13 protein-coding genes are annotated in these 17767 nt (G+C 62.0%); 1 reads left to right on the plus strand and 12 read right to left on the minus strand.

The features are described from left to right. Positions 1 to 76: 76 nt before the first annotated feature. Genes ACM6IK_RS02645 through mexE form a run of 3 tightly spaced genes read right to left on the minus strand, consistent with a single transcriptional unit; the run spans position 77 to position 5943 of the window. Positions 77 to 1498 (minus strand): efflux transporter outer membrane subunit, encoded by a 1422-nt coding sequence (locus ACM6IK_RS02645; RefSeq protein WP_414873025.1) that lies wholly within the window; start codon positions 1496 to 1498, stop codon positions 77 to 79. After that, entirely contained in the window at positions 1498 to 4677 is a 3180-nt protein-coding gene (locus ACM6IK_RS02650) for an efflux RND transporter permease subunit (RefSeq protein ID WP_414873026.1), read from the minus strand. The genes ACM6IK_RS02645 and ACM6IK_RS02650 overlap by 1 nt, the downstream gene beginning before the upstream one ends. 12 nt (positions 4678 to 4689) lie before the next feature. Continuing rightward, entirely contained in the window at positions 4690 to 5943 is a 1254-nt protein-coding gene (mexE, locus tag ACM6IK_RS02655) for a multidrug efflux RND transporter periplasmic adaptor subunit MexE (protein WP_414873027.1), read from the minus strand. A 375-nt stretch (positions 5944 to 6318) separates the two neighbouring features. Here mexE and ACM6IK_RS02660 point away from each other — a divergent pair, with 375 nt between their 5' ends. Further along, a complete protein-coding gene (locus ACM6IK_RS02660) occupies positions 6319 to 7326 on the plus strand; it encodes an Ldh family oxidoreductase (RefSeq protein ID WP_414873028.1) in 1008 nt (335 codons plus the stop codon). Positions 7327 to 7451: 125 nt separating this feature from the next. Here the strand turns inward: ACM6IK_RS02660 and ACM6IK_RS02665 are convergent, their stop codons facing one another. From ACM6IK_RS02665 to ACM6IK_RS02705, 9 genes are all read right to left on the minus strand, one after another. Beyond that, a complete protein-coding gene (locus ACM6IK_RS02665; protein WP_414873029.1) occupies positions 7452 to 9032 on the minus strand; it encodes an aldehyde dehydrogenase (NADP(+)) in 1581 nt (526 codons plus the stop codon). Positions 9033 to 9199: 167 nt separating this feature from the next. After that, a complete protein-coding gene (abaF, locus tag ACM6IK_RS02670; protein WP_414873030.1) occupies positions 9200 to 10594 on the minus strand; it encodes a fosfomycin efflux MFS transporter AbaF in 1395 nt (464 codons plus the stop codon). 73 nt (positions 10595 to 10667) lie between these two features. Then, a complete protein-coding gene (locus ACM6IK_RS02675; protein ID WP_414873031.1) occupies positions 10668 to 11585 on the minus strand; it encodes a dihydrodipicolinate synthase family protein in 918 nt (305 codons plus the stop codon). Positions 11586 to 11711: 126 nt separating this feature from the next. Continuing rightward, positions 11712 to 12740, minus strand: coding sequence for a trans-3-hydroxy-L-proline dehydratase (locus ACM6IK_RS02680; protein WP_008018645.1), 1029 nt, complete (start codon positions 12738 to 12740; stop codon positions 11712 to 11714). Between the two features lie 133 nt (positions 12741 to 12873). Next, entirely contained in the window at positions 12874 to 13596 is a 723-nt protein-coding gene (locus ACM6IK_RS02685; RefSeq protein ID WP_007997728.1) for an amino acid ABC transporter ATP-binding protein, read from the minus strand. Beyond that, on the minus strand, positions 13589 to 14239 hold the full coding sequence (locus ACM6IK_RS02690; RefSeq protein ID WP_414873032.1) for an amino acid ABC transporter permease: 651 nt from the start codon (positions 14237 to 14239) through the stop codon (positions 13589 to 13591). The genes ACM6IK_RS02685 and ACM6IK_RS02690 overlap by 8 nt, the downstream gene beginning before the upstream one ends. Before the next feature lie 10 nt (positions 14240 to 14249). After that, the gene (locus ACM6IK_RS02695) at positions 14250 to 14915 is read right to left on the minus strand and encodes an amino acid ABC transporter permease (protein WP_414873033.1); all 666 of its coding nucleotides are present in this window, start codon (positions 14913 to 14915) and stop codon (positions 14250 to 14252) included. Further along, positions 14908 to 16686 carry an aconitase X gene (locus tag ACM6IK_RS02700; RefSeq protein WP_414873034.1) on the minus strand — a complete coding sequence of 593 codons (1779 nt, stop codon included), beginning with the start codon at positions 16684 to 16686 and terminating at the stop codon, positions 14908 to 14910. The genes ACM6IK_RS02695 and ACM6IK_RS02700 overlap by 8 nt, the downstream gene beginning before the upstream one ends. 10 nt (positions 16687 to 16696) lie before the next feature. After that, positions 16697 to 17515 carry a transporter substrate-binding domain-containing protein gene (locus tag ACM6IK_RS02705; RefSeq protein ID WP_414873035.1) on the minus strand — a complete coding sequence of 273 codons (819 nt, stop codon included), beginning with the start codon at positions 17513 to 17515 and terminating at the stop codon, positions 16697 to 16699. Between the last annotated feature and the right edge of the window lie 252 nt (positions 17516 to 17767).

The raw sequence follows: 17767 nt of genomic DNA on the forward strand, positions 1-17767 counted from the left end.
CCCGCGACCGAATGAGACGCAGGGCTAAGGAACTGGTTGGTTGCGGCCAACCAAAGGAGCATCTCAAAACATCGGGTCAATTGCTGGCGACCGTCTCCGGTTGCCAACCACCGCCAAGGGCCTTGTAGATCGCGACGATGCCGCGATACAGCTCAACTTCAGCCAGGGCCTGGGTGTCTTCGGCGGCCAGGCGTTCCCGTTGGGCGTCGAGCAGCACAAGGAAATCGGCGGTGCCTTCGCGGTAACGGATCTCGGCGAGATCGGCGGCCGAACGGCTGGACTCGCTCTGGCGAATCAGCGAAATCAGACGCTGCTGGCGTTTGCCGTAGTCGCTGAAGGCATTTTCCGATTCTTCCAGGGCCAGCAACACTTGCTGCTCGTAGGTCGCCAGGGCGCCTTCGGCATCGGCGTCGGCGCCGCGCAAACGGGCCTTGACACTGCCCAGGTCAAACGCCGCCCAGGTGATGCTCGGACCGAGCGCCCAGGCGTTGGCCGCCGAGGAGCCGATCTGCGAACCGCGCCCGGCGGTAAAACCGAGGAAGCCGCTGAGGCTGACTCGCGGGAACAGATCGGCCTTGGCCACGCCGATACGCGCCGTGGCCGAGGCCAGTTGGCGTTCGGCACTGCGAATGTCCGGACGGCGTTGCAACAGTTCACCCGGATCACCGATCGGCAATGCCTTGGCGATCGCCGGCAGGTCTTTCGGGCTCAGGTCCACGGTCAACTTGTCCGGCCGCTCACCCAGCAGGGTGGCGATACGGTTTTTCTGCCGAATCTGCTCGGCCTGCAATTGCGGCACGCTGGCTTCGACCGACGCCAGTCGCGCATCGGCCCGTTCCACATCGAGCTGATCGCCGACGCCGGCATCACGCAGGCTGATGGTGATCTTGCGCGACTCCTGCTGGTTCTCCAGGTTGGCCAGGGCAATCTTCTCCCGCAGTTGCGCGCCGCGCAGTTGACCGTAGGAATCCACCAGCTCGGCAATCATGGTGACTTGCAGTTGGTACAGATCGGCCTCGAACGCCTGTTGCTCGGCGTTCGCCGACTCCAGGTTGCGCTGGATGCGACCGAACAGATCGATCTCCCACGCCATGTCCAGGCCCAGGTCATAGCGTTCGCTGTTGACCCGGTCGGTGGTCTGGCCGGGAATCTGGCCTTTGCCCAAATCACTGCTGACGCGGCTGGTGATGGTCGGCATGGCATCGTTGCTGACGTCATCGCGGATCGCCCGTGCGGCTTTCCAGCGGGCGAAGGCGACGCGCAAATCGCGGTTGCCTTGCAGGGATTTGGTCACCAACTGGTTGAGGGTCGGGTCTTCGAACTGTTGCCACCAGATGCCTTCGAAACGCGAGCGGTCAAAGTTTTTCTGGCCGGCGGCGCCATCGGTGGCGGCCGTGATGTGGGCCGCCTCGGTGGTTGGCGTCTTGTAGTCCGGGCCGACGGCACAGGCACTCAGGGCCAGTACCAGCAGGCTCGGCAGGAAGGCTTTCAAACTCATCAGTGCGACTCCAGCTTCAGGGCGGCCTTGGCGGCTTTGCGCGTTTGGCCGCGCTCGACAAAGTTACGAATCAGTACGTAGAACACTGGCGTCAGCAACAGACCGAAGAAGGTCACCCCGAGCATCCCGGAGAACACCGCTACACCCATGGCGTGGCGCATCTCGGCACCGGCACCGCTGGAGAACACCAGCGGCACAACACCCATGATGAACGCGAAGGAGGTCATCAGGATCGGCCGCAGACGCAGGCGGCAAGCTTCCAGGACCGCCGCCAGCGGGTTGAGGCCTTCCAGTTGTTTGTCCTTGGCGAACTCGACGATCAGGATCGCGTTCTTGCAGGCCAGGCCCACCAGTACGATCAGGCCGATCTGGGTGAAGATGTTGTTGTCACCGCCGGACGCAATCACCCCGGTGATGGCCGACAGCAGGGTCATCGGTACGATCAGGATCACCGCCAGTGGCAGGCTCCAGCTTTCGTACTGAGCCGCCAGTACCAGGAACGCCAGCAGCACGCATAGCGGGAACACGAACAGCGCGGTGTTGCCGGACAGGATCTGCTGGTAGGTCAGGTCGGTCCACTCGTAGGTCATGCCGTTGGGCAGTTCTTCCTTGAGCAGTTTCTCGATGGCTTTTTCGGCCTGGCCCGAGCTGTAGCCAGGGGCTGCCGCACCGTTGATTTCAGCGGTGATGAAGCCGTTGTAGTGCATCACGCGGTCGGGTCCCGAGGTGTCGCTGACCTTGATGAAGGTCGCCAGCGGGATCATCTCGCCCTTGTTGTTGCGCACTTTCAGCTGGCCGATCTGGTCGGATTCGAGGCGGAACTGTTGCTCGGCCTGAACGTTGACCTGATAGGTGCGCCCGAAGCGGTTGAAGTCGTTGGCATACAGCGAGCCCAGGTAAATCTGCAGGGTGTCGAAGATGTCGCTGACGGCCACGCCGTGGGTCTTGGCTTTTTCCCGGTCGATGGCAGCATCGACCTGCGGCACGTTCACCGTGTAGCTGGTGAACAGGCCCGCCAGTTCCGGCACGTTGTGGCTCTTGGCAATGATGTTCATGGTTTCCTTGTACAGCTCTTCGTAGCCCAGGTTACCCCGGTCTTCGATTTGCAGGCGGAAACCACCGATGGTGCCCAGGCCTTGTACCGGCGGTGGCGGGAAGATCGCCATGTAGGCTTCCTGGATGTTCGCGTACTGGCCGTTCAAGGCACCGGCAATCGCACCGGCGGACATGCTCGGGTCTTTACGCTCGTCGAACGGTTTGAGGGTCACGAACACGATGCCGGCGTTCGGGCTGTTGGTGAAGCCGTTGATCGACAGGCCAGGGAAGGCCACGGCACTTTCCACGCCAGGCTGCTTCAAGGCCAGGTCGGACATGCGTTTGATCACGTCTTCGGTACGGTCCAGGCTCGAGGCGTCCGGCAGTTGCGCGAAGGCCACCAGGTATTGCTTGTCCTGGCCGGGGACGAAACCGGTCGGGGTGCTGGAGAAACCGAAGAAGGTCAGGACCATCAGGCCGGCGTACAGCAGCAGGGCGATACCGCTCGAGCGGATCACACGGGCAACCGTGCCGACATAACCATGGCTGGCTTTTTCGAAGAAGCGGTTGAACGGACGGAACAACCAGCCACCGAAAATCTTGTCCAGCACCTTGGAGAACCGGTCTTTCGGTGTGTCATGGCCCTTGAGCAGTACCGCGGCCAGCGCCGGCGACAGGGTCAGCGAGTTGAAGGCCGAGATCACCGTGGAAATCGCGATGGTCAGGGCGAACTGCTTGTAGAACTGGCCCGTGAGACCGGAGATGAACGCCGCCGGAACGAACACCGCACACAGCACCAGCGCCGTGGCAATGATGGGACCTGTCACTTCACGCATGGCGCGTTTGGTGGCCTCGACCGGGGTCAATCCAAGTTCGATGTTCCGTTCGACGTTCTCCACCACCACGATCGCATCGTCCACCACGATACCGATGGCCAGCACCAGGCCGAACAGCGACAGGGCGTTGAGCGAGAAACCGAACAGGTGCATCACGGCAAATGTACCGATCAGCGATACCGGCACGGCCACCAACGGAATGATCGAGGCGCGCCAGGTCTGCAGGAACAGGATCACCACCAGCACCACGAGGATCAGCGCTTCGAAAAGGGTGTGTACCACCGCCTCGATGGAGCCGCGCACGAAGATCGTCGGGTCATAGACGATGCTGAAGTCCATGCCTTCGGGGAAGCTTTTCTTCAGCTCGGCCATCTTGGCCCGCACTTCGTTGGAGATTTCGATGGCGTTGGAGCCAGGGCGCTGGAAGATCGGGATCGCCACCGCCGGCTGGTTGTTCAGCAGCGAACGCAGGGCGTACTGGCTGGAGCCCAGCTCGACGCGGGCGATGTCCTTCAGGCGAGTGATTTCACCGTTGTCGCCAGAACGAATGACGATGTTCTCAAACTCTTCCTCGGAGACCAGGCGGCCCTGAGTGTTGACCGACAACTGGAAGCTTTGGGCATTCGGGGCAGGGGGCGCCCCCAAGGCACCGGCAGCCACCTGGCGGTTCTGTTCACGTATCGCGGTGACCACATCGGTCGCGGTCAGGTTGCGCGAAGCGGTCTTGTTCGGATCGAGCCAGACGCGCAGCGAGTAATCGCCCATACCGAACAGTTGCACGTCACCGACGCCGCCCAGCCGCGCCAGTTCATCCTTGATGTTGAGGATCGCGTAGTTGGACAGATAGAGCATGTCGTAGCGTTTGTCCGGCGAGGTCAAGTGCACCACCATCGTCAGGTCGGGCGACGCCTTGTCCACGGTGATACCGATGCGCGTCACTTCCTCGGGAAGTTTTGGCTCGGTCCGGGTCACGCGGTTCTGCACCTGCACCTGCGCGTTGTCCAGGTCAGTACCCAGGGCAAAGGTGATGGTCAGGGTGATCTTGCCGTCGGCGGTGGATTGCGAGGACATGTACAGCATGTTCTCGACGCCGGTGATCGCTTGCTCCAGGGGCGCGGCCACGGTTTCACCGATGACTTTCGGGTTGGCACCCGGGAAGTTGGCGCGGACCACTACGGTGGGCGGCACGACTTCCGGGTATTCGCTGATCGGCAACTGGAACAGCGAGATCGCACCGGCGATCAGGATCAGCAGCGACAGCACCGCTGCGAAGATCGGCCGCGAAATGAAGAATTGGGAAAAATTCATCGTAAAAATCCCTTAACCGCGTGGGGTCGTGGCAGCCAGTTTCACAGCCGTGCCCGGTGCAACCCTGGCAGGCGCGACTTGGGGCAGGTTGCTGGCTTCCAGCGCTTGACGTTGTTGTGCGAGTGCCGCGAGGGTTTGTTCGCTGGCCATCGGAATCACTTCAGGGGTGACCGGCGAACCAGGACGCACTCGTTGCAGGCCCTTGACGATGATGGTGTCGTCCTTGTTCAGGCCGTTGCGCACGATGCGCAAGCCTTCGATCTTCGGACCCAGTTCCACCGCGCGGTAGGCGGTTTTGTTATCGGCATCCATCACCAGCACGAACTTCTTGCCCAGATCGGTGCCGACCGCTTCGTCGTTGATCAGCATGGCGCTGTAGGTTCCGCTGCCCACCAGTTTCAGGCGTGCATACAGGCCCGGGGTGTAGCTGCCATCGCTGTTGTCGAACACGGCGCGACCACGGATGGTGCCGGTCTTCGGGTTGACCTGGTTGTCGACGAAGTTCATCACGCCTTGGTGCGGGTTGCCGTCCTCGTTGGACAGGCCCATGTAAACCGGGGTGGTAGCGCCGCGCTTGCCCTGGCGAGCGAGCTCGGTGTACTTGAGAAACACACGCTCATCGGCGTCGAAGTAGGCGTACACCTTGTCGGTGGAAACCACGCTGGTCAGCGGGGTGGTGTCGGCCGTCACCAGGTTGCCGGCGGTGATTTCCGCACGGCTGACGCGGCCGCTGATCGGTGCGGTGACGCGGGTGAAGCTCAGGTTCAGCTTGGCCAGGTCCAGTTGCGCTTGCAGGGCGCCGACGGCAGCACGTGCTTCCTGGGCGGCGCTGGTACGCGAATCGGCCAGCTCGGCGGAAATGGCGTTGCTGGTGCGCAGGCGTTCACCACGCTGGGCTTCGTTTTCGCTGCGGGTAGCATTGGCGCGCGATTGTGCAACCAGGGCTTCGAGGCGGCGGACCTCAGCCTGGAACGGACGCGGGTCAATCTGGAACAGCAGGTCGCCTTTCTTGACCAGGGCACCTTCAGTGAAGGCCACTTCATCGATCTGGCCTGAGACCCGTGGACGAATCTCGACGGTTTCCGGCGCTTCGAGGCGGCCGGTGAATTCGTCCCACTCGTTGACCGGTTGTTCCAGCACCTTGGCCACGCTGACCTTGGCCGCTGGCATGCTGGCGGCGGACTCCGGGGCCTTGCCGCAAGCGCTGATCACCACTACGGCCAACAAAGCCAACGGGAAGCGCAAATGTTTGAATGACTGTTCCATGGATGCATCCGCCAATGTGTTGAGATTGGCGAATGATGCGCGGCGGGTTTGTATCTCACGAATCGAATGGGGCGAAGGTAACTATCATTCGGAATGATATGAGACCCAAGCCAGCCCTCTAGCTTGCGCCTTGTGTTCGATCGCCATCAACTGGATTGATGACAATTGAGTGTTGCATTGGATGCAATAGTCAGACTTGAAATCGTGTTGCGGCTTTCGCGAGCAGGCTCGCTCCCACATGGATCTCATCAGCCATTGGTTTAACGGGGTCCAGCCGCCTGCACTGTGCCAATTTCGTCACCGCCAATGCCCAAACCCATCAAGCCATAACGTCTCGGATAGACCACTCTGACCGGTCTGTCCAAGGAGATGACCATGATCCGACTGACCCTGATCGAAGCCCGTGAGTTGGCCGAATCGATCTTGTTGCACAACGGTTTTAATCTGGCCCATGCACAAGCGGTGGCGGCGACGGTGATTGTCGGCGAACGTGATGGCTGTGCCTCCCACGGTCTGTACCGGATTCTGGGGTGTGTGAATTCCCTGCGGGCCGGCAAAGTGTCAGCCGATGCCGAGCCACAGGTGATCGACCAGGCGCCGTCGATCGTGCGGGTGGATGCTGGCGGTGGGTTTTCGCAGTTGGCGTTTCAGGCGGGGTTGCCGTTGCTGGCGCAGAAGGCCCAGGCCAACGGCATTGCGGCGTTGGCAATCAACCGCTGTGTACATTTCTCGGCGCTGTGGGTGGAGATCGAGCAACTGACGGCTGCCGGTCTGGTGGCACTGGCGTGTAATCCGAGCCACGCCTGGGTGGCGCCGGCTGGAGGACGACTGCCGGTGTTCGGCACCAATCCCATTGCCTTCGGTTGGCCGCGTGCAGGGCAAGATCCGTTTGTGTTCGACTTCGCCACCAGCGCGATTGCCCGTGGTGATATCGAACTGCACCGGCGTGCCGGCAAGGCGATTCCCGAAGGGTGGGGCGTCGACGCCCAAGGCCAGCCGAGCACCGACGCCAACGTGGTGCTCGACAGCGGCGCGATGCTGACGTTCGGCGGGCACAAGGGTTCGGCGCTGGCGGCGATGGTGGAGTTGATTGCCGGGCCGCTGATTGGTGACCTGACCAGTGCCGAGTCGTTGGCTTACGACGCAGGCAGCAAGTCGTCGCCGTACCATGGCGAGTTGATCATCGCCCTGGACCCTCGGCGCTTTCTGGGGGACGCCACTGAAGAACATCTGGCCCGGGCCGAAACGTTGTTCCAGGGCATTGAAGGGCAGGGCGCACGCTTACCGTCGCAACGACGTTACGCGGCGCGGGTACGCAGCCTGGTGGAAGGCGTGCAAATTCCCGAGGCGCTGTACAACGACCTGAAAGCACTGCTGGCTTGAATGGAGTGGGTGCGCCCACTCCTGTGGGAGCGAGCCTGCTCGCGATGAGGGCATCAGATTCAACATTTTCGTCGACTGACACACCGCTATCGCGAGCAGGCTCGCTCCCACAGGAGGTCGTGTTGTTAAACCGGCTCGCGTTGGCTGCTGCCGTCCACCAGCCGTGCAATCCCCAGCGGGTTGGCGTTTTTCAAGGCGTCGGGTAGCAAGGTGTCCGGGCAGTTCTGGTAGCACACCGGCCGCAGGAATCGCTCGATGGCCAGGCTGCCAACCGACGTGCCACGGGCGTCGGAGGTTGCAGGGTAAGGCCCGCCATGGACCATGGCATCGCAGACTTCGACCCCGGTGGGGTAACCGTTGAACAGCACCCGGCCAACTTTTTGTTCCAGCAGTATCAGCAGGTCCGCATGGGTCTGAAGATCCGCTGCTTCGCCAATCAATGTCGCAGTCAGTTGCCCGTGCAAGCTGTCCAACGCCTGCCGCAGCTCAACCTTGTCCGCTACTTCAACGACAATGGTGGTCGGCCCGAATACTTCTTCCTGAAGCAGCGGATCCCCATTGAGCAGCAGGCTGACGTCGGCCTTGAACAGTTGCGGCTGCGCCTGATTGCCCTGCTGGTCGTGGCCCGCCAGGTGTGTCACGCCCGGATGCTCGAGCAAGGCCCGCAGCCCTTTTTCATAGCTGCCGAGGGTGCCGGCATTGAGCATGGTTTGCGCCGGTTGTGCGGCCATCAGGTTGCTTAGTCGCGCAGTGAACGCTGTCCATTCAGGGGCGCGGATGCCAATGACCAACCCCGGGTTGGTGCAGAACTGCCCGCAACCCTGGACCACCGATGCCACCAGTTCACTGGCGATTTTCTCGCCGCGCACGCCCAAGGCTTCGGGCAATACCAACACTGGATTGATGCTGCTCATCTCGGCGAACACCGGGATGGGTTGTTGCCGTGCGGCGGCCATGTCGCAAAGGGCACGGCCACCTTTGAGCGAGCCGGTGAAACCGACGGCCTGAATCGCCGGGTGCTTGACCAGCGCTTCACCGACACCCGCGCCGTAGATCATGTTGAACACACCCTTGGGCATGTCGGTCTGCTCGGCGGCGCGCAGGATCGCATTGGCCACGCATTCGGCGGTTGCCATGTGCCCGCTGTGGGCCTTGAATACCACCGGGCAACCGGCGGCCAGGGCCGCTGCGGTATCGCCGCCGGCCGTCGAAAAGGCCAACGGAAAATTGCTGGCGCCGAACACGGCCACCGGTCCGACGCCGATCCGGTACTGGCGCAGGTCAACCCGTGGCAGCGGCTGACGCTCCGGCAGGGCACGGTCGATGCGCGCGCCGTAGAAATCCCCCCGACGCAGGACCTGAGCGAACAGACGCATCTGGCCGCTGGTGCGGCCGCGCTCGCCCTGAATCCGGGCGCTGGGCAGGGCGGTCTCACGGGTCACCAGGGCAACGAACTGGTCATCCAGGGCATCCAGTTGCGCGGCGATGGCTTCAAGGAACTCCGCCCGGCGCGTCGCCGGCAAATTACGAAAGGTTGGATAGGCGGCCGCAGCGGCCTGGGCGGCCGCGTCGACTTCTTGCGCGGTGGCTTGCACGAAAGAGTAGGGCAGTGCTTCGCCGGTGCTGGCGTCATGGCTGTTCAGGATGATGCCGCCGACGGCGCTGCGCGCTCCGCCGATGTAGTTGTGGCCAAGGATTTCAGACATCAAAAAAGCTCCTTTCGAAAAATGGGGCAGCAACACAAAACCTCTGTGGGAGCGAGCTTGCTCCGGGCGGCGTTCCGACGAAAAACGCAAGGACAACGCTTCCATTCAGACAACACGCGTTATCGTTGACGTCCATCGCGAGCAAGCTCGCTCCCACAGGGATTAACTCAGGCCAGAGAATCGGCCCGGCGCGGGCTAGTCGGGGCTGGGTCCAGCGCAGCAACCCGCGCCGCCGACTCGGCATCCACCTGACGCAATGACTTGCCACGGGTCTCGCGGGTCAGGCCGACAGCCACCACGGAAATCAGCGCGGCGCCCACCAGATACCAGGCGATCGGAGTCGAGCTGTTGTACTTGTTGAGCAAGGTGATGGCGATCAGCGGCGCCAGGGAGCCGGCGAAGATCGGCGCCACCTGATAGCACAGGGACAGGGCGGTGTAGCGTACGTGGGTCGGGAACAGTTCAGCCATCAGCGCCGAGTAAGGCGCATAAGTCATCGACTCGATGGCCAGGCCCAGGGTGATGGCGGCCATGATCAGCCAGTTGTTGCCGGTGTCCATCATCGGGAAACCGATGAAACCCCAGAACGCTGTGAGCACCGCGCCGGTCAGGTACACCGGCTTGCGCCCGACGATGTCCGACAGATAGCCCATCAACGGAATCAGGAAGAAGTGCACCAGGTGCGCGCCGAACATCAGTAGCAGAATTTCCGAGGTGTCCTTGTGCACCACCAGTTTCAGGTAGGTGATCGAGAACGTCACCACGGTGTAGTAGAGGATGTTCTCGGCAAAGCGTGCGCCGATCCCCACCAGCACAGCGCGCCAGTGATGACGCAGCACTTCGACCACGCCCAGCTGTTGCTGCTTGGTCTGTGCCTGACGGGCCTGGGCTTCTTTGAAGATCGGCGCGTCATCGACGCTGGTGCGAATCCAGTAACCGATCAACACGACTACCGCTGAGAACCAGAATGCCACGCGCCAGCCCCAGGCAAGGAACTGTTGCTCTGACAGGTTCGACGACAACAGCAGCAGGGCGACCGTGGCCACCAGGTTGCCGGCCGGCACCCCGGCTTGCGGCCAACTGGCCCAGAATCCCCGACGATTGTCCGGGCAGTGTTCGGACACCAGCAGAATCGCGCCGCCCCATTCGCCACCGAAAGCGAAGCCCTGGATCAACCGCAACAGCACCAGTAGCACCGGCGCTGCGTAACCGATCTGGTCGAAGCCAGGCAGGCACCCCATCAGGAAGGTGGTGATGCCGACCACTACCAGGCTCAGTTGCAGCAGGCGTTTGCGGCCGAACTTGTCACCGTAGTGACCGAATACCAAACCGCCCAACGGCCGGGCGAGAAAGCCGACCGCGTACAAGGCGAAGGCGGCGATGATGCCGTCGATGGGGTTGTCGGTCTGGCGGAAGAACAGCTTGCCGAAAACTAATGCCGAGGCGGTGCCGTAGAGAAAGAACTCATACCATTCGGCGACGGTGCCAGCCATGGCGGCGGCCACTACGCGTTTGAGTCCCGAGGGTGTGGTTGCGCTTTGCGTGTATTGAGGATTCGACATGCTGACGTACCTTGTTAAGGCGCAAAAAAACGGGCAGCCGGGTCGGGCCGGTAAAGGCCCGCCTGGCAATCACTCAGAGACCGACGTCCGGCAGTTCCGGGCGGTTGGCCAACGCCTTGGCCATGATCTGCTCGACGAACACGCGGTCGGCGTCGGGCAGGGCCAGGCGTGGCGGACGGGTCAACGCGCTGCCGCGACCGGCGATGGCTTCACACAGCTTGATGCACTGCACCAGGTCGGCGCGGGCATCGAGGTGCAGGATCGGCATCAGCCATTCGTAGATCGGCATGGCTTCGGCGAAACGGCCGGCCTTGGCCAGGCGGAAGATGGTTTCGCCTTCTATCGGGAACACGTTGGACATGCCCGAGACCCAACCTTCGGCACCCACGGCGATGCTTTCCAGCACCACGTCGTCGAGGCCGGCGAACAGCACGAAACGGTCACCGACTTCGTTGCGCACGTCGATGAAGCGGCGGGTGTCGCCGGAAGAATCCTTGAAGCACACCACGTTGTCGCAGTCGGCCAGGGAAATCAGGATGTCCGGGGTGACGTCGTTCTTATAGATAGGCGGGTTGTTGTAGACCATCAGCGGCACGTCGGCGTTTTTCGCCACGTAGCGGTAATGCTCGGCGGTCTCGAACGGCTTGGAGCCGTAGACCAGCGCCGGCATCAGCATCACGCCATCGACGCCGACCCGGCGTACGGCATTGGCGACCTTGGCCGCTTGTATGCTGGTGAACTCGGCCACGCCGCAGATCACCGGTACGCGACCACGGGCGGCATCGACAGCGACCTCAGTCACGGCGATTTTCTCTTCGGCGGTCAGCGAGGTGTTTTCACCCACCGAGCCGCAGACCACCAGGCCCGACACGCCGTCGCGGATCACGTTGGAAATCACCTGATGGGTTTTTTCCAGGTTGATGGAATAGTCATCGTTGAATTGAGTGGTCACCGCTGGGAAGACGCCACTCCAGTTAATGCGCTTGCTCATTGTTATCTCCGGTTCGTTAATTGTATTTCGTATACGATATTTAAAATGACAATGCTCGGCCAGTGTTTTTTTTGGTTTTCAGGGGTTTTTACTGGCCGTTGGTCTGGGGGGGCAGGGATTGCGCGATCAGGCGCCGGGCCAAGTGTCGGACAGGCGATAGCCTTGTGGCCACGGATCGCTTGGGTCGAGCAGCAATTGATGGGTGCCGGTGATCCACGCCCGGCCGGAAATGCACGGGTAAATCGCGGCGCGGCCGGCGACTTCGGTCAGCGAATCAATGCGGCAGTGGAACTCGGAGCCGATAATCGAACGGCCGACAAAGCGCTCGCCAACCTGCATCAAGCCTTTGGCCTGCAACACCGCCATGCGCGCCGAGCAACCCGTGCCGGTGGGGGAGCGGTCGATCTTGCCCGGTTGGATCACCACCGCATTGGCGCCGGTGGCGATGCCGTTCTCGTGGACGATGGGCGCGGCGATCTGGCAGAAGGAAATGTGCGACCACTCGGGATTCAGCGGATGCACGAAGCCCAGTTGTTCGTTGGCCGCTCGAGTGATTTTCAGCCCGACCGCTACCAGATCGGCCGCTTCATCCGGGCGGATGGAGAAACCCAGGCCTTTGGCATCGGCAATCACAAAACTGTCGCCACCATAAGCGGTGTCAACCTTCAGCGAGCCGATGCCTTCGACTTCAATCCACGCATCCAGTCGATCAGCGAAGGACGGCACGTTTTTCACTTCCACCCGTTGCACCTTGCCATCCCGGCAGTCGGCCACGGCTTCGATCAGGCCGCCGGGCGCTTCCAGCACCAGGCGGGTTTGCGGCTCGGTCATGGGCAGGATGCCGCTGTCGAGCAATACGGTGGCGACGCACAACGAGTTGGAGCCGGACATCGGCGGGGTGTCCGCCGGTTCCATGATGATCCAGGCCATCTGCGCCCGTGGGTCCTTGGCCGGGACCAGCAGGTTGACGTGGCGGAACACGCCGCCGCGGGGTTCGTTGAGGACGAAGTTGCGCAGGGTTTCGTCCCGGGCGATCCAGCGCGACTGTTCCCACACGGTGGCGCCGGGCGGCGGGGCGACACCGCCGACGATCACGTCGCCGACTTCGCCTTCGGCGTGGCAGCTGACGACATGAATGACTTTTGATGAACGCATGGTTTGCTCCTTGTTTCGCCTGTGAGTGCCTCATCGCGAGCAAGCTCGCTCCCACAGGAATGAGTGGTGTACACAGCTTTGTGGCCCACACAAAACCCTGTGGGAGCGAGCTTGCTCGCGATGAGGCCAGTCGCTATTTCACTGATTTCAGAAACGCTGCAGTTTCCGCATGCACCGGATTGCCGATCACTTGATCCGGCGAACCAATCTCATGCACCAGGCCATTGCGGAAGAACGCCACACGGTCGGACACGTCCCGGGCAAAGCGGATTTCGTGGGTCACCAAGACCATGGTCATGCCGTCTTCGGCGAGCATGCGCATGGTGTCCAGCACTTCACCGACCAACTGCGGGTCGAGGGCCGAGGTGGCTTCGTCAAACAGCATGTAGTCCGGTGACATGGCCAGGGCGCGGGCGATGGCCATGCGTTGTTGCTGTCCACCGGACAGCTTGCCAGGGAAGGTCTTGAGCTTGTCGCCCAGACCGACGTGGGTCAGTTGCTTGACCGCTAGCTCTTCAGCGTCAGCCTTGCTTTTGCCCAGCACTTTGCGCGGCGCGAGCATGACGTTTTCCAGCACCGTCAGGTGCGGGAAGGCATTCCATTGCTGGAACACAATGCCGATTTTCTGCCGCAGGCGATTGAGGTCGGTGGCGCTGTGATGGACCTCGACGCCGTCCACGCGGATGTTGCCTTTCTGGATCGGTTCCAGGCCGTTGATGCACATCAGCAAGGTCGATTTGCCGGAGCCGGAGCCGCCGATGATCGACACCACTTCGCCCTTGTTCACCGTCAGGTTGACGCCCTTGACCACTTCGAGGTTGCCGAAGGATTTATGTACGTTGTCGATCTCAATCATTTTCTTGCCACCTTCTTTCCAGACGAGCGCCCAGGCGTGCGACCACCAGGCTCATGACGTAGTAGATAAGGCCCGCGATGCACAGCACCAGCAACGGTTCCTGGATGCGGGTGACGATGGTTTGCGAGGCGCGCAGCAGTTCGACGATGCCGATCCACATCACCAGCGCGGTGTCTTTCATTACCCCGAGCACCAGGTTCAGCCAGCCGGGGAACGCGACTCGGGTGGCCATCGGCAGGACGATCCAGCGCAAGTCCTGCAAGAAGCTCAACCCCAACGAACGGCTGGCCCGGCGCACGGTGAACGGCACCGCCAGCACACCGGCACGCACGATCTCGGTGAAGTACGCCGCCGCGTAAACCCCCAACACAATGCAGCCGACGCTAAAGGCGCTGATGTTCAATCCGATGATGCTTTTGAGTGAGTTGAACAGCACGAACTGGATCAGCAACGGCACGCTGCGAAACACGTCCAGCACCCAGGCCAACGGCAGGCTGGCCCGTGGCAACAAGGCCCGCAGCAGGCCGAAGAACAACCCGGCCAAGGAGCCGAGAATGATCGACCAGAACGTCAGTTGCATCGTGACCCACGCACCGTTGAGCAGGAACATCAGGTCATTGGAGGAAAAATCGGTGGAAAACATGGACAGCTCCTCAGTAACGGAACAACCGCCAGGCCATCAGCCGGGCTGCCGCGACGATCGCCTTGGCAATCAAGTAATACAGCGCCGCTGCGATGGCGAAATACTCGAAGGTGCGGAAGGTTTTGACGTTGTATTCCTGGGTCACACCGGTCAGGTCATTGTTTAGCCCGACGATCACCCCCAGCGACGTCATCAACACCGCCCAGACCATCTGATTGGTCAGCGGGTAGAACACGATCCGCAGCAGTTGCGGGACGATGATCATGCGGTAGGCCTGGAAAGCACTCATGCCGAGGGAACGCGCCGCACGCACCTGCGTGTCAGGCACGGCCTTGAGGCCGCCGCGAAAGTTCTCCGCCAGATACCCGGCATTGTTGAAGGTGATCCCGGCCAGCAGGGCGAACCAGGAACTGACGTGCAGGTTCAGCGAGCCGAGGCCGAAGTAGAGGATGTAGATCTGGAACAGCGACGGGGTGTTGCGGGCAATCGATACCCAACCGTTGCCGAACCCGCGCAGTAATGGGTGTCTGGCCTCGCGCATCACCGTCAGGGCCAGGGCGATCAGCACGCCGAAGATCATCGACAGCGCGGCGGTTTCGAAGGTGACGATGGCACCGGCAAGCATGTCCGGCAGGGCACGCAGGGCGGAGCGCCATTGGAAGCTGTAGTCAAACATGCGCAGGGCTCTCCAGTAGGGCAGCAGGTTGTAACCAGGCCGGCAAACGTCCGCTGGCCGTTGCGGTGCAGGCCGCGTCGACGCATTCGGCAAGACTGGCGAAGTGCACCTTGCGGCCGACCAGGCCCGGTGCGTAGTGGGCGTATTTGCCCGAGTTGGTCATCAGGGTTTTAGCCGCCAGGGGGATTACCGGTTCGCCGAGCATGCACCAGCAGGTGTCGGTGACCAGGGTCGCGCCAAACGCTTCGATCACGGCGATGTGCCCGGCCTCGCGGGCCTGCTCCAACACGGCACGGCCGCAGGTGATGGCAAGCACCACATCCGGGTGTCTTTGTCGTCCCCGGCACAGTCGCGCCAGGTGAGCGAACTCGCTGAGGGAAAAGTGCGGGTTACCCAGCGACACCACATCCACCCGGTTATCGCGAGCACTGTTGAGTTCGCGCCAACTGGACAACAGGTCCTTCAGGTGGATCTTTTCCACGGCAATGGCAGTGTCCCCATCCAGCACCTGCGCCGGGTCAATGGCCTCCGGGGTGACCCCGGCGATGTGGAACAGTGGCGCCGCAGAGGTGGTGGCGAAGGCCGCGCCAAAGGCTTTGAGGTCGTCCAGGCTCGGCTTGCGTTTTTCCAGGCCCAGCACCAGCGGCACGCGACTGCCGGCCAGGGCACCAATGTGGTAACCCAGCAGCGGGTAGAAGGCATCGTCCAGTTCACCGAGGGCAGGCAACTCGATCTGCAACCGGGCCTTGCGTTGCGCGTCCAGGTGGCAGCCGATCAGCGGGGCACGACCGGTGAGGGCGATGCAGATGTCCAGGTAATCCGGGTATTTCAGGGTGCGCGCACCGAGCACGCTGTTGGCGTAGACCACTGCGTTGGATTCCGCCCAGACGATGTGCTCGCCAGCCTTCGGTGCAGTGTCGAGCAGGTACGGCGCGCAGGTGAAGCTGAGCTGTGCGCCCATCGCCATATAGGCATCGCCCAAGGCACTGGCCGGTACACCCAGTGCCGGGTCGATACCCAGTTCGCGCCATCGGCGCTGGTCGACGGAAATTGAATTGAGGGTGGTGGGCACTCGTACTTTTGCTCCCCATTGCACCAGTTGCCGAGCAAAGCGCAGGCTCGCAGGTCCCGTGTAAATGCAGCCGTCGATGTGTGCTTGAGTGACATCCACCAAGTGGTCGGCACCCTGCAGTTCGGCCATACGCAGGACGATCTGCATAGCCATTTGCGCAGCCTTGCCTTGCCGGCCATCGAGCAGCGCCCGATCATGCTCGGTGAGCCTGATCGAGGCGGTGCTGCCAGTGTCTGATAGTGGGCTGTCGAGCGCCTGCCAAGCGTCGCCCGGCAGGTGATCGAACAGGCTCAGCGTTGTATTTTCGACCCGGGCGAAGGCCTGGCCGCGCAAGGCGGCGAAGGCCTCCCGACCGATGCACAGCACCGGCAGGGAACGGGCAAAAATGGTCTGCGCCACCAGCACGCCCAAGGTCAGGATCTCGTCGGCTTCGGCCAGCACCAATGCCGCCGGTGCATGGCCGTTGCTGATCAGTTCCATCAACACACTGCTGCCGGTGCACGAGCCGCGACCACTGGGAATCGCCAGCACGCGGCCGGCCAGGTGTTGGCCGCTGAGCGGGTGATGGCGGTCGATGACTTCACCCGTGCAGGGATCGACTCCGCCCCAGAAACTCAAGCCGACATCGGCGAACAGCAGGGCGCCTTGCGCGGCACCAGCCACCAGGCTGCGCCCGGTCAGAGAAATTGGCCCAGGCATGCCGGACATCTCAGTAGTAAACCTGAGGCACGGTCAGGTTGGTCGGCGGGATCTCGGTGCCGACCCATTTAACGAACAGCTCCTTGTAGCGACCGGTGCGCACCTGTTGGTTGACGAACAGGTTGAGGTAGTTGAGCAGGCCGAACTCGCTGCGCTTGGCACCCAGGGATACGTAGTCGATGACGTACGGGGCGTTACCGGCGACTTTCAGGTTTTTGTATTTGCCCGACTTGAGGGTGGCGGCGGCCACGGTGTTGGTGACCACGGTGGCATCGATGTGGCCTTGGGCGACGGCTAGCAGGGTATCGTTCTGCGACTGGTAGGCTCGGAAACTGCCCGAACCCCAGTTCTTCACGTCTTTCTCCAGGGCGATGGCCTCATAGGTGCCGCTGGTGTTGCCCACCGCTTTGCCCTTGAGGTCGTCGAAGCCGTTGATGCCGGTGTCGTCGCGGGTCAGCACCACCATCTGGAAGGCAAAGTAGGGCACCGTGAGGCCAACGGTCTTGGCGCGTTCGAGGGTGTCGGAGGTGGACGCGACGATCACGTCAGCCCGCCCGGAGACCAGTGCCGGAATGCGATCCGGGAACGGCGTTTCCACCACTTCGGCCTCGACCCCGAGGATCTTCGCCAGGTCGCGGCAATAGTCCACATCGAAGCCGGCCGGCGAGTTGCTGGCATCGCGAAAGCCCATGGGCGGGAAGTCCAGGGTCACGGCGCAGCGCAGCTTGCCCGAACCGATGATGTCGTCAAGCTTGTCGGCTTGGGCAGTGGCGATGAAGGAGGTACTGAGGACAGCGCTGAGGGCTACGGCAAATGCGGGGTTTTTCATAGAGGCCTCGTTGATGTGAAGTGCTGTTGGATATCGTATTGGGGATTTCGTATACGATATTAACAATAGCAATCAACGTGCCCGATTCCAGTTCTGACAGTGAATAAATCGTCAGGCCTTGAAGTAGAGGTCTTGCGGGGGAGCAATGGGCGGGAGAGTGGAAGCCTGGGCAAACGATGGCAGTGTTACAGTTGGGAGCAATGGGTGTGTGGGCGCACCTTTAAGGAACACTGGCAGGTGAGAGGTGCGTGC

This window comes from Pseudomonas sp. IT-196MI5, from assembly GCF_949767415.1.
GTDB lineage: Bacteria > Pseudomonadota > Gammaproteobacteria > Pseudomonadales > Pseudomonadaceae > Aquipseudomonas.

Bases quoted from the DNA above. Each gene is read 5' to 3' on its own strand.
- ACM6IK_RS02665 (WP_414873029.1), bottom strand. From the start codon at position 9,032: ATGTCTGAAATCCTTGGCCACAACTACATCGGCGGAGCGCGCAGCGCC.
- ACM6IK_RS02660 (WP_414873028.1), top strand. From the start codon at position 6,319: ATGATCCGACTGACCCTGATCGAAGCCCGTGAGTTGGCCGAATCGATC.
- ACM6IK_RS02685 (WP_007997728.1), bottom strand. From the start codon at position 13,596: ATGATTGAGATCGACAACGTACATAAATCCTTCGGCAACCTCGAAGTG.
- ACM6IK_RS02705 (WP_414873035.1), bottom strand. From the start codon at position 17,515: ATGAAAAACCCCGCATTTGCCGTAGCCCTCAGCGCTGTCCTCAGTACC.
- mexE (WP_414873027.1), bottom strand. From the start codon at position 5,943: ATGGAACAGTCATTCAAACATTTGCGCTTCCCGTTGGCTTTGTTGGCC.
- ACM6IK_RS02680 (WP_008018645.1), bottom strand. From the start codon at position 12,740: ATGCGTTCATCAAAAGTCATTCATGTCGTCAGCTGCCACGCCGAAGGC.
- ACM6IK_RS02700 (WP_414873034.1), bottom strand. From the start codon at position 16,686: ATGCCTGGGCCAATTTCTCTGACCGGGCGCAGCCTGGTGGCTGGTGCC.
- ACM6IK_RS02690 (WP_414873032.1), bottom strand. From the start codon at position 14,239: ATGTTTTCCACCGATTTTTCCTCCAATGACCTGATGTTCCTGCTCAAC.
- ACM6IK_RS02650 (WP_414873026.1), bottom strand. From the start codon at position 4,677: ATGAATTTTTCCCAATTCTTCATTTCGCGGCCGATCTTCGCAGCGGTG.
- ACM6IK_RS02645 (WP_414873025.1), bottom strand. From the start codon at position 1,498: ATGAGTTTGAAAGCCTTCCTGCCGAGCCTGCTGGTACTGGCCCTGAGT.
- ACM6IK_RS02675 (WP_414873031.1), bottom strand. From the start codon at position 11,585: ATGAGCAAGCGCATTAACTGGAGTGGCGTCTTCCCAGCGGTGACCACT.
- ACM6IK_RS02695 (WP_414873033.1), bottom strand. From the start codon at position 14,915: ATGTTTGACTACAGCTTCCAATGGCGCTCCGCCCTGCGTGCCCTGCCG.
- abaF (WP_414873030.1), bottom strand. From the start codon at position 10,594: ATGTCGAATCCTCAATACACGCAAAGCGCAACCACACCCTCGGGACTC.